The sequence below is a fragment of the Blastococcus brunescens genome (genome assembly GCF_035320885.1).
GTDB lineage: Bacteria > Actinomycetota > Actinomycetes > Mycobacteriales > Geodermatophilaceae > Blastococcus_B > Blastococcus_B brunescens.
The window spans coordinates 1943288-1960090 of record NZ_CP141261.1 but is presented as its reverse complement, the minus strand read 5'-3'; the positions used below and the strand labels follow the sequence as shown (position 1 = coordinate 1960090).

Below are 16803 nucleotides of genomic sequence, written 5' to 3'. Positions count from 1 at the left end.
TTCGCCGATGACCGCAACCATCTCGTCCACCATGCCCACTTCGGGCGCCGGTCAGTCGGGCCGCAGGCGGGTCGACCGCGAGGAGCTCTCCAGCCGCCTCCTGGGCTCGGCGGCGAAGAAGTCCTACGACCCCGTCGTGGACATCGACTGGACCGCGCCGATACCTGACGACCTCTACGGTCTGTCACCCGAATGGTCGTCGCTGTACGCCACGCCGCTGTGGGATTCCCTCAGCGAGGAACAGCGCATCACGTTGACCATCCACGAATACTGCTCGATCTCCGGCGTCGGCATCTGGTTCGAGTGCCTGCTCATGCAGCTCATGCTGCGCGACGTCTACGGCGACGACCCGGCCCAGCCGCACGTCCAGTGGGTGCTCACCGAGATCGCCGACGAGTGCCGCCACTCGGTGATGTTCGCCCGCACCGCCGAGACGTTCGGGGCGCCGTCCTACCAGCCGCCCGCCTCGATCCTCCGGCTCGGGAAGGCGTTCGCCGCCAAGGGCGCCGGCCCGGCCGCCTACGCCGCGTTCCTGGTCGCCGAGGAGATCCTGGACATCTTCCAGCGCGACCTGATGAAGGACGAGCGCGTCCAGCCGCTGACGCGCGCCACCAGCCAGATCCATGTCGTGGAAGAGGCCCGGCACATGCGGTTCGCCCGTGAGGAGATCGCCCGCCGGACGCCTGGGCTGTCGACGTGGCAGCTTCGCAAGCACCGCACGGTCGTGGCCGCGGTCGCCGCGATCGTGGCCGACAACCTGGTGCAGCCGGAGGTGTACGCCGCCGTCGGGCTCGACCCGCAGGAGGCGAAGGCCACCGCCCGGGCGAACGAGCACTACGCGGGCAAGCTGCGGCACGCATCGACGGGCCTGGTCGCGTTCCTGCGGGACGTGGGCCTGGTGGGCGGGCCGTCCGAGCTGCTCTGGAAGCGCGCCAAGCTGGTCTAGCGACCGGCCCGCCGCGATCAGCCTTGCGCGAGCTGGGTGGCGTACAGGCAGATCGCGGCGGCGGCGGCGAGGTTGAGGCTCTCGGCCCGCCCGCGCATGGGGATGCGCACCCGTGCGTCGGCCAGGGCCACGAGGTCGGCGGGGACGCCGCGGGCCTCGTTGCCGAACAGCCACAGCACCGGTCCGGCCAGCCGCTCGGCCAGCTCGTCGAGGGACGCCTCTCCCCCGCCGTCGGCGGCGAGCACGGCGACCCCGGCCCGCCGGACCGCCGGCAGCAGCTCCTCCAACGGCGCTCCGCGGACGACGTCGACGTGGAAGAGGCTGCCCGCGCTCGCCCGCACGGCCTTGCCGCCGTAGGGGTCAGCGGACCCCGCGCCGAAGACGACGGCACCGGCGCCGCACGCGTCCGCCGTCCGCAGGACGGTGCCGGCGTTGCCCGGGTCGGCGAGCTCGGCCAGCGCGACGGACAGCTGCGGCGGCCGGGCGACCAGGGTCTCCGGGTCGACGTCCCGGAGCTCGCACACGGCCAGCAGCCCTTGCGGGGTCACCGTCTCCGAGAGCCCCGCGGCGGCCTTCTCGGTGATCAGCCGGACGGGGACGCGGGTTGCGGAGAGCAGGTCGCGGTGCGCGGCGGCGGCGGGCTCGGTGGCGAGGACCTCCCGGACGCCGTCCGGCTCGACGAGCGCCTCCACGACGGCCTGCCGCCCCTCGGCGAGGAAGAGGCCGGCCGCGTCGCGGCCGGACCGGCGGGTGAGCTTGCGCGCCGCGACGATGCGCGCGGACCGCTCGGTCAGCAGCTCCCTGTGCGCCGAATGCGACGAACTCGTGGCCATCAGCGCGCGATGACCACGAGTTCGTCGCACTCGCGGGAAGCCAGGATCAGGCGGCCGTTGCGCCGGTCGCCTCGGGGTTCGCGGCGAGCGCGGCCCGGGCGGACTCGACGAGCGAGGCGAAGGCGGCCGGCTCGTTGACGGCCAGCTCGGCCAGGACGCGCCGGTCCAGCTCGATGCCGGCGAGCTTGAGCCCCTGCATGAACCGGTTGTAGGTCATGTCGTTCAGGCGGGCCGCGGCGTTGATGCGGGTGATCCACAGCTTGCGGAAGTCACCCTTGCGCGCCTTGCGGTCGCGGTAGGAGTACGTCGCCGAGTGGAGCAGCTGCTCCTTGGCCTTGCGGTACAGCCGGGACCGCTGACCGCGGTAGCCGGCTGCGGCCTCCAGGGTCGTCCGGCGCTTCTTCTGGGCGTTGACCGCCCGCTTCACGCGTGCCACGTGAGAGCTCCTGTCTGTTCGTTGCGGGAAGAGGGGCGGTCAGAGACCGAGCAGCTTCTTCATACGGCTGGTGTCGGCCGGGGACAGCACCCCGATGCCCTTGATCCGCCGCTTGCGCGAGGACGACTTGTGCTCGAACTTGTGCTGGTTGTTGGTGTGCTCGCGCACGAGCTTCCCGGACCCCGTCACGCGCACGCGCTTGGCCGTGCCCTTGTGGGTCTTCTGCTTCGGCATGTCCCTCGTCCTGTTCGTCTCTGTCGTCGGTGCTCGGCGGCAGCGTGCAGCTGTCACCCGGGCGCGCGACCGTCTCGGTGGTGCGTGCGTGCGGCCGTTCAGGCGCTGGGCGCCTGCTCCTCGGTCGCCGATGCCTTCTCCGCCTTGGCGGTGCGGCGGGCGGCGTCCGTGGCTGCCTGGTTCCGGTGCGGGGCGATCACCATGACCATGTTGCGGCCGTCCTGCTTGGGGTTGGACTCGACCACGCCCAGCTCCTGGACGTCGGCGGCCAGCCGCTGCAGCAGGCGGTAGCCCATCTCCGGGCGCGACTGCTCGCGACCGCGGAACATCACGGTGATCTTGACCTTGTCGCCGCCCTTGAGGAAGCGCTCGACGTGGCCCTTCTTGGTCTCGTAGTCGTGCGGGTCGATCTTCAGGCGCAGCCGCATCTCCTTGATGACGGTGAGCGCCTGGTTCCGCCGGGCCTCGCGGGCCTTCTGGGCGGACTCGTACTTGAACTTCCCGTAGTCCATGAGCTTGCAGACCGGAGGACGCGCCATGGGCGCGACCTCGACGAGGTCGAGCTCGGCGTCCTGCGCCAGGCGCAGTGCTTCGCCGATGGACACGACGCCGACCTGCTCACCCTCGGGTCCGACGAGTCGGACCTCGGGGACGCGGATGCGGTCGTTGATGCGGGGCTCGGTGATGGCCTCTCCTCTGCTCTTGCCTGTGAGGAGTCCTGGCCCGTCCCGGGCGCCGGATGAGACGAAGGCCCCGGAGCGTCAGCTCACGGGGCCCGTTCTCCGGTGCCGCACGCACCCGGAGGGCGTGCGGAACGCGACAACCGACATGGCCGGCTCTCGCGATCCGGGGACCTGAGTGCCTGGACGGCGTCAGGTGGGAGCGGGCTCCTCTTGGATCAGCGGCCCGGGAAGGGCCGCCGGATGGTTCGCGTGCCTCCATGAAGCAGAGAGGCACGCCGATACTACAGCGTCTCCACTGCGCCGATCATTCCCCCGGCGACGTGCTGGACCGGCCCCCTGCAGGGGTCCGCCGCGAGCCTCCGGACGGGGCCTAATCGTCGTAGAGGAGCGGCGGGCGGACCGGGTCGTCCGCCCGGGCCGCCTCGCGCAGCGCACGGAGGCCTTCGACGGCGCGGACCGCGTGCTCCTTGTCCACCGCCTGGACGGCGAGCAGGGAGATCTCGTCCCCGTTCTCCAGCAGCAGCGACGCCCACGCCGACTTCCGCTCGAACCGCACCGCCCGGACCGCCCGCCAGGGCAGCTGGTGCGCGACCACGACGTTCCGGACGCGCAGCCCCTCGGCGTCGGCGTCGACCCGGGACCGCCCGAGGAAGAGGATGCCGGCGCCGAGCAGCAGCCCGATGCCGATCAGCGCGACCTGGTCGGAGGTCCGGTAGGTGACGACGGTGTTGGTCGTCTCCTTCAGCCCGGCGGCGACGAACCCCATCACGCCCACCACGACCGCGGCCAGGACGGCCAGGAGCAGTCGCATGCGTCGGGGCACGGCCGACACGGAACCGGCGGGCGCAGCTGTCACGCGTCCATGGTCGCAGCCCCGCGCCGTCGACGGCGGCAGGAGGGCGGCTGGCAGAGTGCCGGTCCGTGGAGATCACCGGCACCGCCCAGCACGACGCGTGGCAGGCCCGAGCGCTCCCGGGCGTGGAGCAGCTGCGGGACGGGCTCTGGTCGATCCCGGTGCCCATGGGCGGGCCCCTGCGCTACGTCAGCGTGCACGCGTTCGCCCTCGACGGCGGCGGGCTGGGACTGCTCGACACCGGCTGGGAGAGCGACGAGGGCTGGGCCGCCCTCACCGGGGGTCTCGCGTCGATCGGCGCGGACCTGACCGACGTCCGCGGCGTGCTGGTGACGCACCTGCACTTCGACCACCTCGGGCTCGCCGCGCGGGTCCGCGAGGCCAGCGGCGCCTGGGTCGCGATGCACCCGGCGGACGCCACCCTCGTCCAGGGCTGGAACCGGCGGGACGGCGCCGCCGCGGTGGCCAGCGAGGTGGAGTTCCTCGTCGGTCTCGGGGCCGACCGCGCGGAGGCGGTGTCCGACGTCGGCCCGGCCGAGCACATGGACCGCTTCACGCGCATGGCGGCCCCGGACCGGCTGCTGGAGGACGGCCAGCACGCCGACTTCCCGGCTGGCGCATGCGCGCCGTCCACACGCCGGGGCACACGCCCGGCCACCTGTGCTTCGCCGAGGAGAACACCCGGCTGCTCTTCTCCGGGGACCACGTGCTCCCCGGATCACCCCCAACATCTCCACCGGCCACAGCGGGCTCGCCGACCCGCTGCGCGACTACCTCGACTCGCTCGCCGGCGTCCGCGACCTCGACCCCGACGAGGTGGTACCGGCGCACGAGTGGCGATTCCGTGGCCTCGACACGCGGATCGACGCCCTGACCGCCCACCACGAGCAGCGGCTCACCGAGCTGCTCGCCGCCATCCGCAGCCGTCCCGGATCGACCCCGTGGGAGCTGGCGGCGCACCTCACCTGGTCCCGTCCCTGGCAGCAGTACGAGCGGCGCATGCGGATCTTCGCCGTCACCGAGACCGACGCCCACCTGCGCCTGCTCGCCAGCCGGGGCCTGGTCGTCAGCGACGGCGGGCCGGTCCCGACGTGGACCCTGGCCGCCCGCTGACCGGCGTGCTCCCGGCCGACGCGCTGGCGGCGCGCATCCGTGCTGCGCCGGCGCGTCTCGGCGACGTCCGGCTGGTCACCGTGGACGGGCCCGCGGGCTCGGGCAAGACCACGCTCGCCGGCCGGCTGGTGGCCGCCCTGGGCGACGACGCCGCGCTGGTGCACCTGGAGGACCTCTATGCCGGCTGGACGCTCACCGGCGCCGTGGCACGGCTGCAGGCCGGTGTGCTCCGGCCGCTGGCCGAGGGCCGCCCGGGAAGCCACCACCGGTACGACTGGGCCACGGGCCGGTTCGGCCCCAACCGGTGACCGTGCCCGTGCGCCCGGTGCTGGTGGTCGAGGGGTGCGGGAGCAGCCTTCGCGCCCTCGATCCGTGGACGACGCTGCGGCTGTGGGTGGAGGCACCGGCGGCCCTGCGGCTGACGCGGGGTCTGGCCCGCGACGGCGCCGACCTGGCAGAGGAGTGGCAGCGCTGGCTGGTCACCGAGGCGGCCGAGTTCGCCCGGGAGGACACCCGCGCCCGCGCCGACCTCCGCCTGGACGGATCAGGGGCCCACCCGGGGGCCTCCGGCTCCTCGACTGACCGCCGCTGAGGAAGGCGCACCGGGCGGACGTTTGCGACGTGCTCCTTCTGGCCAGGGTCAGAGGGGTTCTCCCATCGAAGACACGGTGGCGCAGGATCCTCGTCCCGAAGAGGACATGCCGTGCCCGGGAGCCATCCCTCCGACCAGCACCTGCCGCTCACCGACGAACTCGCCGGAGTATTCGCCCGGATGTCCGGCCTGCTGCTGACCCACGAGACCGTCGACACGGCCCTCGGAATCCTCAGCGCCCTCGCCCGCGAGACGGTCCCTGGCTCCGCCGGCGCCGGCGTCTCCATCGTCGACGGGAACCGCAGGACGTCGTCGGGGGCCACGGACGAGCGGGTGCGGGAGGCCGACGCCCTGCAGTACGAACTCGACGAGGGACCGTGCCTGTCCGCCGCGGTGACCCGCGAGGTGGTGCGCATCGATGACATGGCCGAGGACCGGCGCTGGCCGCGTTGGGCGTCCGCCGCGCTGCCCCTGGGCCTGCGGGCCACCCTCAGCGCCCCCTGGTGGGAGGCGACACCTGCCTCGGGGCCATCAAGGTCTACGCCGAGCGGCCCCGGGTCTTCGACACGCACAGCGAGCAGCTGCTGAGCATGTTCTCCACGCAGGCCGCCGTCCTCGTGGCCAATGTCCAGGCCTACGACCGGGCCAAACGGCTCACCGACGGCATGCGTGAGGTCATCCGGGACCGCGACGTCGTCAGCATGGCGAAGGGCTTCCTCATGGGCCGGAGCAACCTGGACGAGGCCTCGGCCATGACCGTCCTCCTGCGCCAGGCGGGGCGCGACGGGATGTCCGTGGCTGCCGCCGCCCGGGCCGTCGTCGAGTCGGCTGCCCGACGTAGACGATGATGGGGCAGGCCGGCGGCCGGCCGCCCGAGGACCAGCGGCGCTCGGCGCTGCGCGCTGCCCTGGACTTCGCCGAGCTGCCGCTGGACCAGCTGTGGATCCGGTACTTCGCCCTCGGTGGCACGGGGGACCTGATGGATCTGGACGCACACCTGACCGGTCTCGTGCTCCTACCGCCCGCCGAGTCGAATCTGCTCGCCCACGCGATCAACGAGCGCCTGGACGAGCTCGTCACCGAGCGGCGGGTCCCCTACACGAGGCCCATGCCGCTCACCCGCCCGACGGCCGGTCCGCTCGCCGCACTGGTGGACCTGCTCGGCGCCGCCGGTTCGTCCCCGCCGGAGCGACTGCCGGCACTCACCGCGTCGGCGGGCCGAGCACTGGGCGTGGACATCGAGGTCCATCTCATCGACCACGAGCAGCGCGCCCTCCTCCGGCTGCCTGCAGACGGCACCTCCTCCCCGAACACCAGGCGGTGGACGGGACCATGGCAGGCCGGTCGTTCCGCGACAACCAGCTCCTCACGTCCGACCGGGCGGACAGCCCACGGATGTGGGTCCCCGTCGTCGACGGAGCGGATCGCCTCGGCGTCCTCGAGGTGGGGATGAGCTCGGCGGCGGAGCTCCACGACCCGGGCCTCCGCCAGCAGGTCACGTGGCTGGCCCGCATGCTCGGACATCTCATCGCCTCGATGGGGCCCTACGGGGACGAGCTCGAACGGATGCGGCGCCGACGGCCGCTAGCGACGTCCGCGGAGCTGATCTGGCAGCAGCTTCCCCGCTGACCGCGGCGACGGACGACTTCGTGCTGGCCGGCATGCTCGAGCCGAGCTACGAGGTGGGGGCGACGCGTTCGACTACGCGCTCTCGGAGCGGACCGTGTCCCTGGCCATCTTCGATGCCGTGGGGCACGGTGTCCCGGCCGCCCTGATGTCCGCCGGCGCGCTGGCCGGCTACCGCAGCGCCCGCCGCGACGCCCGTGGTGTCTTCGACCAGGCCGCGGCCATCGACGAGGTCGTGGCCGAGACCTTCCCAGGCAGCGCCTTCGTGACCGGGGTGCTCGCCGAGGTGGACCTGGCCTCGGGCCGGCTGCGCTACGTGAACGCGGGACATCCGCCCCCGTGCTGCTCCGCGGCGGCAGGGTGGTCAAGAAGTTGACCGGTGGGCGGCGGGTGCCGTTCGGGCTGGAGGTGAACGGCCTGACGATCGCGGAGGAGACGCTCGAGCCGGGCGACTGGCTGTGCCTCTACACCGACGGCATCGCCGAGGCGCGCGACGCATCGGGCAGCTGGTTCGGGGAGGAGCGGCTGATGGACTTCCTCACCCGGGAGATCGCCGCGGACCAGCCGCCGCCGGAGACCGTGCGTCGGCTGACCCAGGCGGTGCTCCGGCACCAGGGCGGTCTCCTCCAGGACGACGCGACCGTCCTGCTCGCCCGGTGGCAGCAGGTCGGGCCCGCCCCTCCTGACGGCATGTCGCGCGTCTCACCCAGCGACACCGCCCGCCGACACACGCGCGCAACACGGGGGCCGCACCATGGTGGCATGACCGAAACCGAGACCCGGCCCGAGGCGGGAACCGATCCGCCGCCGTTGGCCGGCTACACGGTCGCGGTCACCGCCGCCCGCCGCAAGGAGGAGCTGGGCGCGTTGCTGGACCGCCGGGGCGCCCGCGTGGTCTACGCGCCCGCCATCCGGATCGTCCCGCTGTCCGACGACGCGGAGCTGGTGTCCGCCACCCGCGAGGTGCTCGCTCACCCCGTCGACCTCGTCGTCGCGACCACCGGGGTCGGCTTCCGCGGCTGGCTCGAGGCCGCCGACGCCTGGGACCTGCCTCTGGTCGAACATCTGCGCTCGGCACGGGTGCTGGCTCGCGGCCCGAAGGCCCGTGGAGCGATCCGGGGTGGCGGCCTGGTCGACGCATGGTCACCGGAGTCGGAATCGTCGGCCGAGGTGCTCTCCCACCTGCTGTCCGGCGCCGAGGGGTCGCTGGAGGGACGCCGGATCGCCGTCCAGCTGCACGGTGACCCGCTGCCCGACCTGGTCGCGGGCCTGCGCGCCGCCGGTGCCGACGTCCTGACCGTCCCGGTGTACCGGTGGGTGCTGCCCGAGGACGAGGCACCCGTGCGCAGGCTGGTGGGCACGATCGCCTCCGGCGGGGTGGACGCCGTGACCTTCACCAGCGCCCCCGCCGCCACCAGCCTGCTCACCGTCGCCGACGGCCTCGGCCTGCGGGACGACGTCGTGACGGCGATGGGCGGGCGGGTCCTGGCGGTCGCCGTCGGGCCGGTGACCGCCGCCCCGCTGGACGCCGCCGGCATCCCCTCCGTCCAGCCCGGACGCGCCCGGCTCGGTGCGCTGGCGCGGGAGGTCGTCGCCCGGCTGCCCGAGCGCGACCCGGTGCTGCGGCTGGGCGCGCACACCATGCAGGTGCGCGGGTACGCCGTGGTGCTCGACGGTGCGCTGCTCGAGCTCGCGCCCGGGCCGATGGCCGTGCTGCGCGAGCTGGCCCGCCGGCCTGGTCACGTCGTCGCCCGGGCCGATCTGGTCGGCTCACTGCCCGGCGGCGGGGACGGGCACGCGGTGGAGATGGCCGTCACCCGCCTGCGCGCCGCGCTGGGTGCCCCCGTCGTCGAGACGGTCGTCAAGCGCGGCTACCGGCTGGCCGTCTGACGACCCCGGGGACGTACGGGCGTCCTGGGCGCCGGACGACCTCGGGTTCACGGTGTGGCCGCGGAACGCGCGGTCGACGGCGAACCCCGCTGCGGCACCGCGAACCTCAGTGCGTGCGGGTGGGGCTGGCGCACCCGCCCGTCGCCCGGGCTCACCGGAGATCGAGGCGCATGAGCAGGCGGGGAAGCCGTTGAGCACCGAGTCGGTGTCGGCCGCCTTGGTGAACCCGGCTCGTTCGAAGAGTGCCCGCGTGCCGACGTAGGCCATCGTCAGGTCGACCTTCGCGCCGCGGTTGTCGACCGGGTACGCCTCGACCACAGGCGCACCACGATCGCGGGCGAACTCGACGGCGCCGCCGACCAGCGCGTGGCTGATGCCCGTGCCGCGGTGCCCAGGACGCACCCGGACGCACCACAGGGACCACACGTCGAGGTCGTCGAGAACGGGGATCCGGCGGTTGCGGGCGAAACTCGTGCCGGCGCGCGGATGGATCGCCGCCCACCCGACCACCTCGTCGCCGTCGTAGGCGAGCACGCCGGGCGACGGGTCCTCCCGGACCAGCTGCCGCACGCGCTCCCCCGCGCCGGTCCGCGCAGTTCCCGGTTCTCCTTGGAGGGGACCCGGTAGCTCAGGCACCAGCACACGTCGGCATCCGGCCGCTTCGGACCCACCATCGTCGCGACGTCGTCGAAGCTGGTCGCCGGGCGCACCTCGATCGCCATGTCGGCATCGTGGCAGGCGCCACCGACGATCGACGGCCTCACACCCGCCGGATGCGGCCGGTGAGGTGGACGTTCCCGAGAGGTCATGCGAGCGCGGCGTCGAGGTAATGGCGGCTTCCTAGCGTCGGAGGCCACCGGGCCAGCCCGTCCGGCCCCCTCGAGTCAAGGGATGCGCCCATGACCTCCACGCCCACCGTCCGCACGACCGAGAACGTGGTCGCCACCACCCCCGCGCCCCCGCGGGCAGCGGACCGGTCACGAAACCCGGCTCGCGGTGGATCGCCGACTACAACCCTGAGGACCCCGAGTTCTGGGCGTCGTCCGAGGAAAGCCGGTGGCCCGGCGCAACCTGGTGTGGTCGGTCCTGGCGGAGAACATCGGTTTCAGCGTGTGGCAGATGTTCAGCATCGCCACCGCCGTCCTGGCCTCGATCGGCTACGGCTTCACCAGTGACCAGCTGTTCTGGCTCGTCGCCACCGCGGGACTCGTGGGCGCCGTCATGCGGGTGCCATACACGTTCATGCCGGCCCTCGTCGGCGGGCGGAACTGGACCGTCGTCAGTGCGGCCCTGCTCCTGATCCCGGTCACCCTGCTCACCGTCGCGGCGACGACCGACCAGCCGTACTGGTTCTGGGTGCTCACGGCCATCACCTGCGGGTTCGGCGGGGGCAACTTCGCCTCGTCGATGGCCAACATCTCCTTCTTCTACCCGGACAGGGAGAAAGGCTTCGCGCTCGGCCTGAACGCCGCCGGCGGCAACATCGGCGTCGCGATCATCCAGCTCGTCGGGCCGCTGGCGGTCACCGCCGGCGCCATCGCCGTCGTCGGAGGCAGCACGGGGACGACGGAGGGTGGCGACGCCCGGTACGTGCAGAACGTGGCACTCATCTGGGTGCCGTTCATCGTGCTCGCGGTCGTCGGCGCCTGGTTCGGCATGAACAACCTGTCCGGTGCGAAGGCGAACATCGCCGACCAGGCGGCGATCGCCCGCCGCAAGCAGACCTGGGTGATGTCGTTCCTCTACATCGGCGCCTTCGGGTCCTTCATCGGCTTCTCCGGCGCCTTCCCGCTGGTGCTCGCCAACGAGTTCGCGGCCGACACCTACCGATACGCCTTTCTCGGGCCACTGGTCGGATCACTGTCCCGTCCGTTCGGCGGCTGGCTGGCCGACCGGGTGGGCGGCGCCAAGGTCACCGTCGTGACGTTCGTCGGGCAGGCCCTGGCGATCGGGAGCGCCATCCTCTTCCTCCGCGCGGAGAGCTTCGGCGGCTTCCTCGCCAGCTTCCTGGTGCTGTTCGCGATCGTCGGCATGACCAACGGGTCGACCTACCGGATGATCCCGATCATCTACCGGGCCGAGGCGGCTTCCGACCATCCGGGCGAGTCGCCGGCCGCCGTGCTCTACCGCGCACGCCGCGACACCGCCGCGGCGGTCGGGATCATCTCGGCGGTCGGCGCCCTCGGCGCCGTCTTCATCCCGCGGATCGTCTCGGAGTCCTACGGCGCGACCGGCGGGGTCGAGACCGCCCTGCTGTCCTTCTGCGGCTTCTACATCGCCTGCGTCGCGGTGACCTGGTTCGTCTACCTGCGGCGCGGCACGCTGATGCAGCAGGCCGGCGTCTAGCCGGACCCGTCCGCCGGGAACTGCCCCGCTGTGGTGAGGGGCGGTTCCCGGCGTGCAGGTCGGCCCGGGAACGGACGAAGATCACCGGGTGACCGCTTCCGAGCAGACCGCCACCGGCCGCGACCTCATCGAGGCCGGGGACGCCGTGGCCGGCTCGATGTGCCGGGCGGCCGCCGCCGTGGTCTTCGAGCCGGCGGCAGCGATGGTGCAGGTGAGCAGCCGTGTCGCCGCCTGCCTGCGCACGGCGGCGGACGAGACGGCCGGCCTGGAGGTTCCCCGCGAGCGGGTGCGTGCCGGCGCCGTCCTGGCCTTCGCCGTGGAGTACGCGGCGACGCTGCACCGCAACGGCCGGACGGGGCGCACCGACGGCTGGTTCGAGCCCCGGCCCGGCAGCCGCCCCGCCGCCGACGAGCTCGCCGAGTCAGTGGTCGCCGCGGCGCGCCGGTCGATCGAGGAGCGCCGGGTCCGGCACCTGGGCTACCTGCTCGCCGAGGTGGCCGTCTCCCCCGACGTCGACCTGGAGCTGGCCGGCCGGGCGCTGCGGCTCGCCGAGTCGCTGAGCTGGCGGCAGCTCGCCCTGCTGGCCGGAGTGGGCCGCCGGGACCGCGTGCCGCTGCCCATGGCCCCGCTGGAGGACGAGCCACGCGCCTGGGCCGCCTGGGGCGCGCGCGAGGACGTCACCGACCTGCAGACGCGCGGGCTGCTCGCCCCGCCGCCGGTGCCGGCCCGCCCGGCCGCGACGCTCCCCGGCTCCGCCCTGCCGACCTGCGGCTGACCCGCCGCGGCGTGCTCCTCCACCGCCTGCTCGTGCTGGACCTGCTGCACGACGACGCCGTCACCGCGGCCCTCGCGGACCTGGGTCTCCCCGCTCCTGAGCAGTACCGGACCGAATCGTTATCGGTTCGTGTCCGCGATCTGTCATCCTTCGCGCCCTCTCGCAGCGTTTTACGCAGCAGGGGGCCAGCGAGGGAGCCAGCGTTGCTCGAGAGCCACAGCACGGCCGCGGACACCGCGTCGGTGATCGCCGCCCGCCAGCTCGCCCAGGAGGCGCAGCGGCGGCGCGCGCTGTCCGAGCTCCGCCGACGTTCGCGCCGTCCGCTCTACGTTCCTCCACTGCCCGCGGCCCGGAAGGAATCCGCCCCGGAGTGACCCGACCGGGCTCTCGGCGCCCACGGTCCGCGGGCGTGTGGGTGCAGGCCGGGGCCCGGGGCGTGGAAGAGGCATGGACGACGACTCGAGCACCGGGTGGATCGCCGGAGGCGCCTGCGCCATGGCCGCTGCGCTCGCGCTCGGCGCCTGCGCCGGTGGCACACAGACGGTCTGCCCGGCCATCGGCTGGAGCAACGCGGTCATCGTGACGCTCGCCGACGACTGGCCACCGGTCGAGGGCGGCGCGCTGACCGTGGACTGTTCCCCGATGTGCGGCTGGGCCGTCGTCCAGGACGAGCCGCTGGCGGAGCGGGACGCGGTGGCGGTGCCGCTCGACGGCCGGACCGCAGTCCTCCAGCTGGACATGTCGGCGCCGGACTTCGTCAGCATCCGCGTGCTGGGGCCGGACGGGGACGAGCTCGCGGACGTGGACACCGACCTGGCTTGGCGCCGGGTCGGCGGCAGCGAGCAGTGCGGCGGCCCCTTGGAGGCGACCGTCGTCGTCCCGGCCCCCTGACCCGGGTTCCCCGACTCCAGTCGCCCAGCTCCGGCCCGAGCGGGCGTAGGCACCCGGGGTGGTGCCGAGCATCCGGCGGAAGTGCCGGGTCAGGTGCGACTGGTCGACGAAGCCGGCCGCGCCGGCCACCTCGGCGGCCGCATCCCGTCCAGCAGCAGCCGCCGGGCCAGGTCGATCCGCCGGCTGGTCACGTACCGGTGCGGCGGCAGCCCGTGGGGTCGGGTGAACGTCCGGACGACGTGCGTGGGGTGCACACCGATCCGGCGGCCGCCTCGGCGGCCGCAGCCCGTCGGTCACCCCGGCACCGAGCAGCTCCCTGACCCGGGCCCGAGCTGGTCGGCGAGCCGCACGAGGACGCCGACGGCACGCCCTGCCTGCCGATGCCGCGCCAGCCGGTGCTCGTGCTGGCCGGGACGGCGGACCTGCTCGGCACCGCCCGCACCGGGGCTCTCGGCCGGGCTGCGGCCCGCCGTCTTTCCCGCCGACCTGTTCGGCCCCCGGTGACGCGCGGAACCGCGCCGCGGTGCGCGCGGTCACCGGCGCGAAGCTGGACCTCGTCGGGCCGGCCGAGCACGGCCCGAAGGACGCCGTCGACAACGCCTCACGTGAGCCGCACGTGCATCCGAGCCGTCCGCAAGCGACTCCCGTCATGGTCGCCCCCGACCCACTCGACGAGGAGAACCACGATGGCCCACCCGACGTACCCCACCCCGCCCGCCGGCCCGTCGGGCCCGCAGTACGGCCCGCCGGACTACGGCCCGCCGGACTACGGCCCGCCGGACTACGGCCCGCCGGCCGGCTATGCGCCGGCACCGGCGCGGCGCAGGCGCACCGGGGCCATCGTCGGCGGCATCCTCGCCGCGGTGGTGGTGCTGGGCGGACTCGTCGTCGGCGCCGTCGTCTGGTTCGGCAGCAGCACCCTGGACACCGCCGAGGCCGAGCGCCAGATCGGGCAGCTGACGGCCGAGCAGACCGGCGTCGCACCGACCGACGTCTCCTGCCCGGCCGACGTCGAGGCCGAGTCGGGGGCGACCTTCACCTGCACCGCATCCCTGGAGCACCAGCCGATCTCCTTCACCGTCACGCAGACCGACGACGAGGGCAACGTGCAGATCGACAGCGACAACACCTTCGTCGACGTGGACGTCGTGGAGGCGTCCCTGGACGAGCAGCTGGGCGAGCTGACCGGCGTGGTGGTCATCAGCAGCTGCGACACCGATGGCCACTCCGTCCTCGTGGACGCCGTCGGGACGCCGATCCCCTGCTTCGTGGACAACGCCGCGGACGCGACGGACACCATCGAGGTCCTGGCGACGGTGGACGAGAGCGGTGCCGTCTCCTACGAGTTGGCGTGACCGGCCGCTAGACCTCGACGACGAGATCCCCGTCGACCTCGCGCACCGGGTACATCCGGATCGGCGTGGCACCGCTGGCCGAGGCGCCGTCGGACCACCGGTACGCGTAGAGATGCAGCGGGCAGACCAGCACGTCGATGTCGGTCTGCCCATCGGCCAGCGGTCCGCCCGCGTGGGGGCAGGCCGCCTGGGTGGCGTGCAGCGACCCGTTCCGCAGCCGGAACACCGCCACCTGCGTGCCGCCGACGACGAACGCCCGCCCCTCCCCGGCGGGACGTCCTCGACCCGGCCGACGACGTGCTCGGTCGCCGTCGAGGCGGTGGTCAGCTCGGTGATGCTCATCGGACGGGCACCTTCGGGAGGGCGATCAGCGGCAGCGAGGGGCGGAACTGGCCGGGCGTCGCCGGCTGCTTCCCGTCCTGGCCCCAGGGGTCGGTGTAGGCGTCGATCGAGCGCTGCATCCCGGCGTCGAGGTCGGCGACGATGCCCTCGGTGTCCTCGAGCAGCACCGCCTTGATCGTCTCGAGCCCGATGCGGGGCACGAAGTCGTAGGTGCGCTCGAGCCAGTTGGCGTTCTCGCGGTAGTACTGCAGGAACCGGCCGGCCAGCGTGATCACCGCCTCCGGGGAGTCGACCGTGGCCAGCAGGTCGCCCTTGCGGACCGACGCCCCGGCGGCGCCCCCGACGTAGATCTCCCACCGGCCGTTGCCGACCGCCACGACGCCGACGTCCTTCACGTACGCCTCGGCGCAGTTCCGCGGACAGCCGACGACCGCCATCTTGATCTTGGCCGGGCTCTCGATGCCCTGGAACCGGGTCTCGAGATCGATCCCGAGCTGGGTGGAGTCGTCGAGGCCGAAGCGGCAGAAGTCGCTGCCGACGCAGGTCTTCACCGTCCGGAAGCTCTTGCCGTAGGCGTACCCCGACGGCATGCCGAGGTCGTTCCACATGGCCGGCAGGTCCTCCTTGCGGACGCCGAGCAGGTCGATCCGCTGGCCGCCGGTCACCTTGACCATCGGCACCTCGTACTTCTCGGCGACGTCGGCGATCCGGCGCAGCTGCGCGGGGGTGGTCACCCCGCCCTTCATCTGCGGGACGACGGAGAAGGTGCCGTCGCGCTGGATGTTGCCGTGGACGCGGTCGTTGATGAACTTCGCGTCGTTCTCCTCGACGTAGTCGCGGCCCCAGATCATCCGCAGCAGCGAGGTCAGGCCCATCTTCGACTTCGCGTCGTCCTTGCCGCCCGGCGCGAGGGCGGCGAAGACGGCCGAGACGCTGCGCAGGTCCTGCGCGCGGATGGCGGCCATGAGCTCCGGCTTGGCCATGGGGATGCCGGGCACGTAGTACGAGGCGGCAGGGTCCTCGGCCAGGTCGCCGTCGGCGGCCCACTCGACGATCTGCCTGACCAGCGACGTGCACGACCCGCACCCCTTGCCGGCGCGGGTGCGGTCCATGACCTCGCCGACGCTCGAGCAGCCGCCGGACACCGCCCCGCAGATGTCCCCCTTCGAGACCCCGTTGCAGTTGCACACCTGGGAGTCGGCCGGCATCTCGGCCACCCCGACCTGCTCGGCCCCGTCGGAGAGGTCGACCAGCAGCCGGATCCGCTCCTCGGGCAGGGCGCGCCGCGGTCGAAGGCCTGGGTCAGGAAGGCCACCTTGCGGGTGTCGCCGAGCAGCGTGGCGCCGACCAGCACGTCGTCGCGGATGACCACCGACAGGTGGACGCCGCGCTTCGGCTCGGAGATGACGAGGAACTCGTCCCCGTCCCGCTCGGGGGTGTTGATGCCCATGACGGCGACGTCGACGCCGGCGACCTTGAGCTTGGTCGCCGTCCGGCTGCCGTGGTACTCCGCCTCCGGGTCCGTGCCGGTGAGCACGTCGGCGAGGACTTTCGCGTGCTCCCACGCCGGAGCGACCAGCCCGTAGACCTCGCCGCGGTGCTGGGCGCACTCCCCGATGGCGTAGACGTCGGGCTCGTCGGTGCGCAGCTGGTCGTCGACCACGATGCCGCGCTGGACCTCGAGCCCCGACCGGACGGCGAGGTCGGTGCTGGGCCGCACCCCGGCGGCGACCACGAGGAGGTCGGCGTCGAGCTGCCGCCCGTCGGCCAGCCCCACCCCGCGGACGCGGTCCCCGCCGATGATCTCGGTGGCGAAGACGTCGAGGTGGACGGCGATCCCGAGCGACTCGACGCTGCGCTTGAGGATCGCCCCGCCTCGGGGTCCAGC

The 16803-nt window shown here is 73.3% G+C and carries 22 protein-coding genes and 4 pseudogenes; 16 read left to right on the top strand and 10 right to left on the bottom strand.

Annotation, left to right across the window (positions count from 1 at the left end):
• Window positions 1–7 precede the first annotated feature (7 nt).
• Entirely contained in the window at window positions 8–946 is a 939-nt protein-coding gene (locus tag U6N30_RS13110) for an AurF N-oxygenase family protein (RefSeq protein ID WP_324277617.1), read from the top strand.
• A 17-nt stretch (window positions 947–963) separates the two neighbouring features.
• Here the strand turns inward: U6N30_RS13110 and U6N30_RS13105 are convergent, their stop codons facing one another.
• From U6N30_RS13105 to U6N30_RS13085, 5 genes are all read right to left on the bottom strand, one after another.
• A complete protein-coding gene (locus U6N30_RS13105; protein WP_324277616.1) occupies window positions 964–1779 on the bottom strand; it encodes a TrmH family RNA methyltransferase in 816 nt (271 codons plus the stop codon).
• 46 nt (window positions 1780–1825) lie between these two features.
• Window positions 1826–2215 carry a 50S ribosomal protein L20 gene (gene rplT, locus U6N30_RS13100; protein WP_324277615.1) on the bottom strand — a complete coding sequence of 130 codons (390 nt, stop codon included), beginning with the start codon at window positions 2213–2215 and terminating at the stop codon, window positions 1826–1828.
• Between the two features lie 39 nt (window positions 2216–2254).
• Entirely contained in the window at window positions 2255–2449 is a 195-nt protein-coding gene (rpmI, locus tag U6N30_RS13095) for a 50S ribosomal protein L35 (RefSeq protein ID WP_092200389.1), read from the bottom strand.
• A 98-nt stretch (window positions 2450–2547) separates the two neighbouring features.
• Entirely contained in the window at window positions 2548–3120 is a 573-nt protein-coding gene (gene infC / locus U6N30_RS13090) for a translation initiation factor IF-3 (protein WP_324278283.1), read from the bottom strand.
• 382 nt (window positions 3121–3502) lie between these two features.
• Complete coding sequence (locus U6N30_RS13085; RefSeq protein WP_324277614.1) at window positions 3503–3943, bottom strand: PH domain-containing protein; 441 nt, start codon at window positions 3941–3943, stop codon at window positions 3503–3505.
• A 209-nt stretch (window positions 3944–4152) separates the two neighbouring features.
• Between U6N30_RS13085 and U6N30_RS33835 the strand changes: the two are divergent.
• From U6N30_RS33835 to U6N30_RS13040, 10 genes and pseudogenes are all read left to right on the top strand, one after another.
• A pseudogene (locus U6N30_RS33835) lies at window positions 4153–4401 on the top strand (MBL fold metallo-hydrolase); the annotation flags it as partial.
• A 244-nt stretch (window positions 4402–4645) separates the two neighbouring features.
• Window positions 4646–5098, top strand: coding sequence for an MBL fold metallo-hydrolase (locus U6N30_RS13080; RefSeq protein WP_324277613.1), 453 nt, complete (start codon window positions 4646–4648; stop codon window positions 5096–5098).
• A gap of 5 nt (window positions 5099–5103) precedes the next feature.
• A complete protein-coding gene (locus U6N30_RS13075) occupies window positions 5104–5406 on the top strand; it encodes a hypothetical protein (protein ID WP_324277612.1) in 303 nt (100 codons plus the stop codon).
• A complete protein-coding gene (locus U6N30_RS13070) occupies window positions 5403–5690 on the top strand; it encodes a hypothetical protein (RefSeq protein WP_324277611.1) in 288 nt (95 codons plus the stop codon). Before U6N30_RS13075 ends, U6N30_RS13070 begins: the two co-directional genes overlap by 4 nt.
• Window positions 5691–5801: 111 nt before the next feature.
• Window positions 5802–6278: a GAF domain-containing protein gene (locus tag U6N30_RS13065; RefSeq protein WP_324277610.1), complete on the top strand. Its 477-nt coding sequence runs from the start codon at window positions 5802–5804 to the stop codon at window positions 6276–6278.
• Complete coding sequence (locus tag U6N30_RS13060) at window positions 6194–6538, top strand: ANTAR domain-containing protein (protein ID WP_324277609.1); 345 nt, start codon at window positions 6194–6196, stop codon at window positions 6536–6538. Before U6N30_RS13065 ends, U6N30_RS13060 begins: the two co-directional genes overlap by 85 nt.
• Entirely contained in the window at window positions 6535–7143 is a 609-nt protein-coding gene (locus tag U6N30_RS13055) for a hypothetical protein (protein ID WP_324277608.1), read from the top strand. Before U6N30_RS13060 ends, U6N30_RS13055 begins: the two co-directional genes overlap by 4 nt.
• On the top strand, window positions 7140–7319 hold the full coding sequence (locus U6N30_RS13050; RefSeq protein ID WP_324277607.1) for a hypothetical protein: 180 nt from the start codon (window positions 7140–7142) through the stop codon (window positions 7317–7319). The genes U6N30_RS13055 and U6N30_RS13050 overlap by 4 nt, the downstream gene beginning before the upstream one ends.
• A gap of 145 nt (window positions 7320–7464) precedes the next feature.
• Window positions 7465–7919: pseudogene (locus U6N30_RS33830) on the top strand (PP2C family protein-serine/threonine phosphatase); the annotation flags it as partial.
• Between the two features lie 87 nt (window positions 7920–8006).
• A complete protein-coding gene (locus U6N30_RS13040; RefSeq protein ID WP_422678107.1) occupies window positions 8007–9206 on the top strand; it encodes a uroporphyrinogen-III synthase in 1200 nt (399 codons plus the stop codon).
• On the opposite strand, the gene U6N30_RS13035 is transcribed toward U6N30_RS13040, so the two are convergent.
• Entirely contained in the window at window positions 9087–9776 is a 690-nt protein-coding gene (locus U6N30_RS13035) for a GNAT family N-acetyltransferase (RefSeq protein WP_324277604.1), read from the bottom strand. The genes U6N30_RS13040 and U6N30_RS13035 overlap by 120 nt on opposite strands.
• Before the next feature lie 486 nt (window positions 9777–10262).
• Between U6N30_RS13035 and U6N30_RS13030 the strand changes: the two genes are divergently transcribed.
• The 4 genes from U6N30_RS13030 to U6N30_RS13015 all read left to right on the top strand — a co-directional run bounded on the left by U6N30_RS13030 (window position 10263) and on the right by U6N30_RS13015 (window position 13218).
• Window positions 10263–11552: an MFS transporter gene (locus U6N30_RS13030; RefSeq protein WP_324277603.1), complete on the top strand. Its 1290-nt coding sequence runs from the start codon at window positions 10263–10265 to the stop codon at window positions 11550–11552.
• 88 nt (window positions 11553–11640) lie between these two features.
• Entirely contained in the window at window positions 11641–12327 is a 687-nt protein-coding gene (locus U6N30_RS13025; protein ID WP_324277602.1) for a hypothetical protein, read from the top strand.
• 203 nt (window positions 12328–12530) lie between these two features.
• On the top strand, window positions 12531–12701 hold the full coding sequence (locus tag U6N30_RS13020; RefSeq protein WP_324277601.1) for a hypothetical protein: 171 nt from the start codon (window positions 12531–12533) through the stop codon (window positions 12699–12701).
• A gap of 73 nt (window positions 12702–12774) precedes the next feature.
• Window positions 12775–13218 (top strand): hypothetical protein, encoded by a 444-nt coding sequence (locus U6N30_RS13015; RefSeq protein ID WP_324277600.1) that lies wholly within the window; start codon window positions 12775–12777, stop codon window positions 13216–13218.
• Window positions 13219–13307: 89 nt separating this feature from the next.
• Here U6N30_RS13015 and U6N30_RS13010 read toward each other — a convergent pair whose 3' ends face one another.
• The gene (locus U6N30_RS13010; protein WP_324277599.1) at window positions 13308–13472 is read right to left on the bottom strand and encodes a helix-turn-helix domain-containing protein; all 165 of its coding nucleotides are present in this window, start codon (window positions 13470–13472) and stop codon (window positions 13308–13310) included.
• A gap of 432 nt (window positions 13473–13904) precedes the next feature.
• Between U6N30_RS13010 and U6N30_RS13005 the strand changes: the two genes are divergently transcribed.
• Window positions 13905–14573 (top strand): DUF4333 domain-containing protein, encoded by a 669-nt coding sequence (locus tag U6N30_RS13005; RefSeq protein WP_324277598.1) that lies wholly within the window; start codon window positions 13905–13907, stop codon window positions 14571–14573.
• A gap of 7 nt (window positions 14574–14580) precedes the next feature.
• Here the strand turns inward: U6N30_RS13005 and U6N30_RS13000 are convergent.
• The 3 genes and pseudogenes from U6N30_RS13000 to U6N30_RS12990 form a co-directional block, all read right to left on the bottom strand.
• Window positions 14581–14832, bottom strand: a pseudogene (locus tag U6N30_RS13000) (Rieske (2Fe-2S) protein); the annotation flags it as partial.
• Window positions 14833–14911: 79 nt separating this feature from the next.
• Window positions 14912–16123 carry a (2Fe-2S)-binding protein gene (locus tag U6N30_RS12995; RefSeq protein ID WP_324278282.1) on the bottom strand — a complete coding sequence of 404 codons (1212 nt, stop codon included), beginning with the start codon at window positions 16121–16123 and terminating at the stop codon, window positions 14912–14914.
• A gap of 140 nt (window positions 16124–16263) precedes the next feature.
• Window positions 16264–16752: pseudogene (locus U6N30_RS12990) on the bottom strand (FAD-dependent oxidoreductase); the annotation flags it as partial.
• Window positions 16753–16803 lie beyond the last annotated feature (51 nt).

Bases quoted from the DNA above. Each gene is read 5' to 3' on its own strand.
- U6N30_RS13110 (WP_324277617.1), top strand. From the start codon at position 8: ATGACCGCAACCATCTCGTCCACCATGCCCACTTCGGGCGCCGGTCAG.
- U6N30_RS13105 (WP_324277616.1), bottom strand. From the start codon at position 1,779: ATGGCCACGAGTTCGTCGCATTCGGCGCACAGGGAGCTGCTGACCGAG.
- rpmI (WP_092200389.1), bottom strand. From the start codon at position 2,449: ATGCCGAAGCAGAAGACCCACAAGGGCACGGCCAAGCGCGTGCGCGTG.
- U6N30_RS13085 (WP_324277614.1), bottom strand. From the start codon at position 3,943: ATGCGACTGCTCCTGGCCGTCCTGGCCGCGGTCGTGGTGGGCGTGATG.
- U6N30_RS13055 (WP_324277608.1), top strand. From the start codon at position 6,535: ATGATGGGGCAGGCCGGCGGCCGGCCGCCCGAGGACCAGCGGCGCTCG.
- U6N30_RS13050 (WP_324277607.1), top strand. From the start codon at position 7,140: ATGAGCTCGGCGGCGGAGCTCCACGACCCGGGCCTCCGCCAGCAGGTC.
- U6N30_RS13040 (WP_422678107.1), top strand. From the start codon at position 8,007: ATGTCGCGCGTCTCACCCAGCGACACCGCCCGCCGACACACGCGCGCA.
- U6N30_RS13015 (WP_324277600.1), top strand. From the start codon at position 12,775: ATGGACGACGACTCGAGCACCGGGTGGATCGCCGGAGGCGCCTGCGCC.
- U6N30_RS13005 (WP_324277598.1), top strand. From the start codon at position 13,905: ATGGCCCACCCGACGTACCCCACCCCGCCCGCCGGCCCGTCGGGCCCG.
- U6N30_RS12995 (WP_324278282.1), bottom strand. From the start codon at position 16,123: ATGCCGGCCGACTCCCAGGTGTGCAACTGCAACGGGGTCTCGAAGGGG.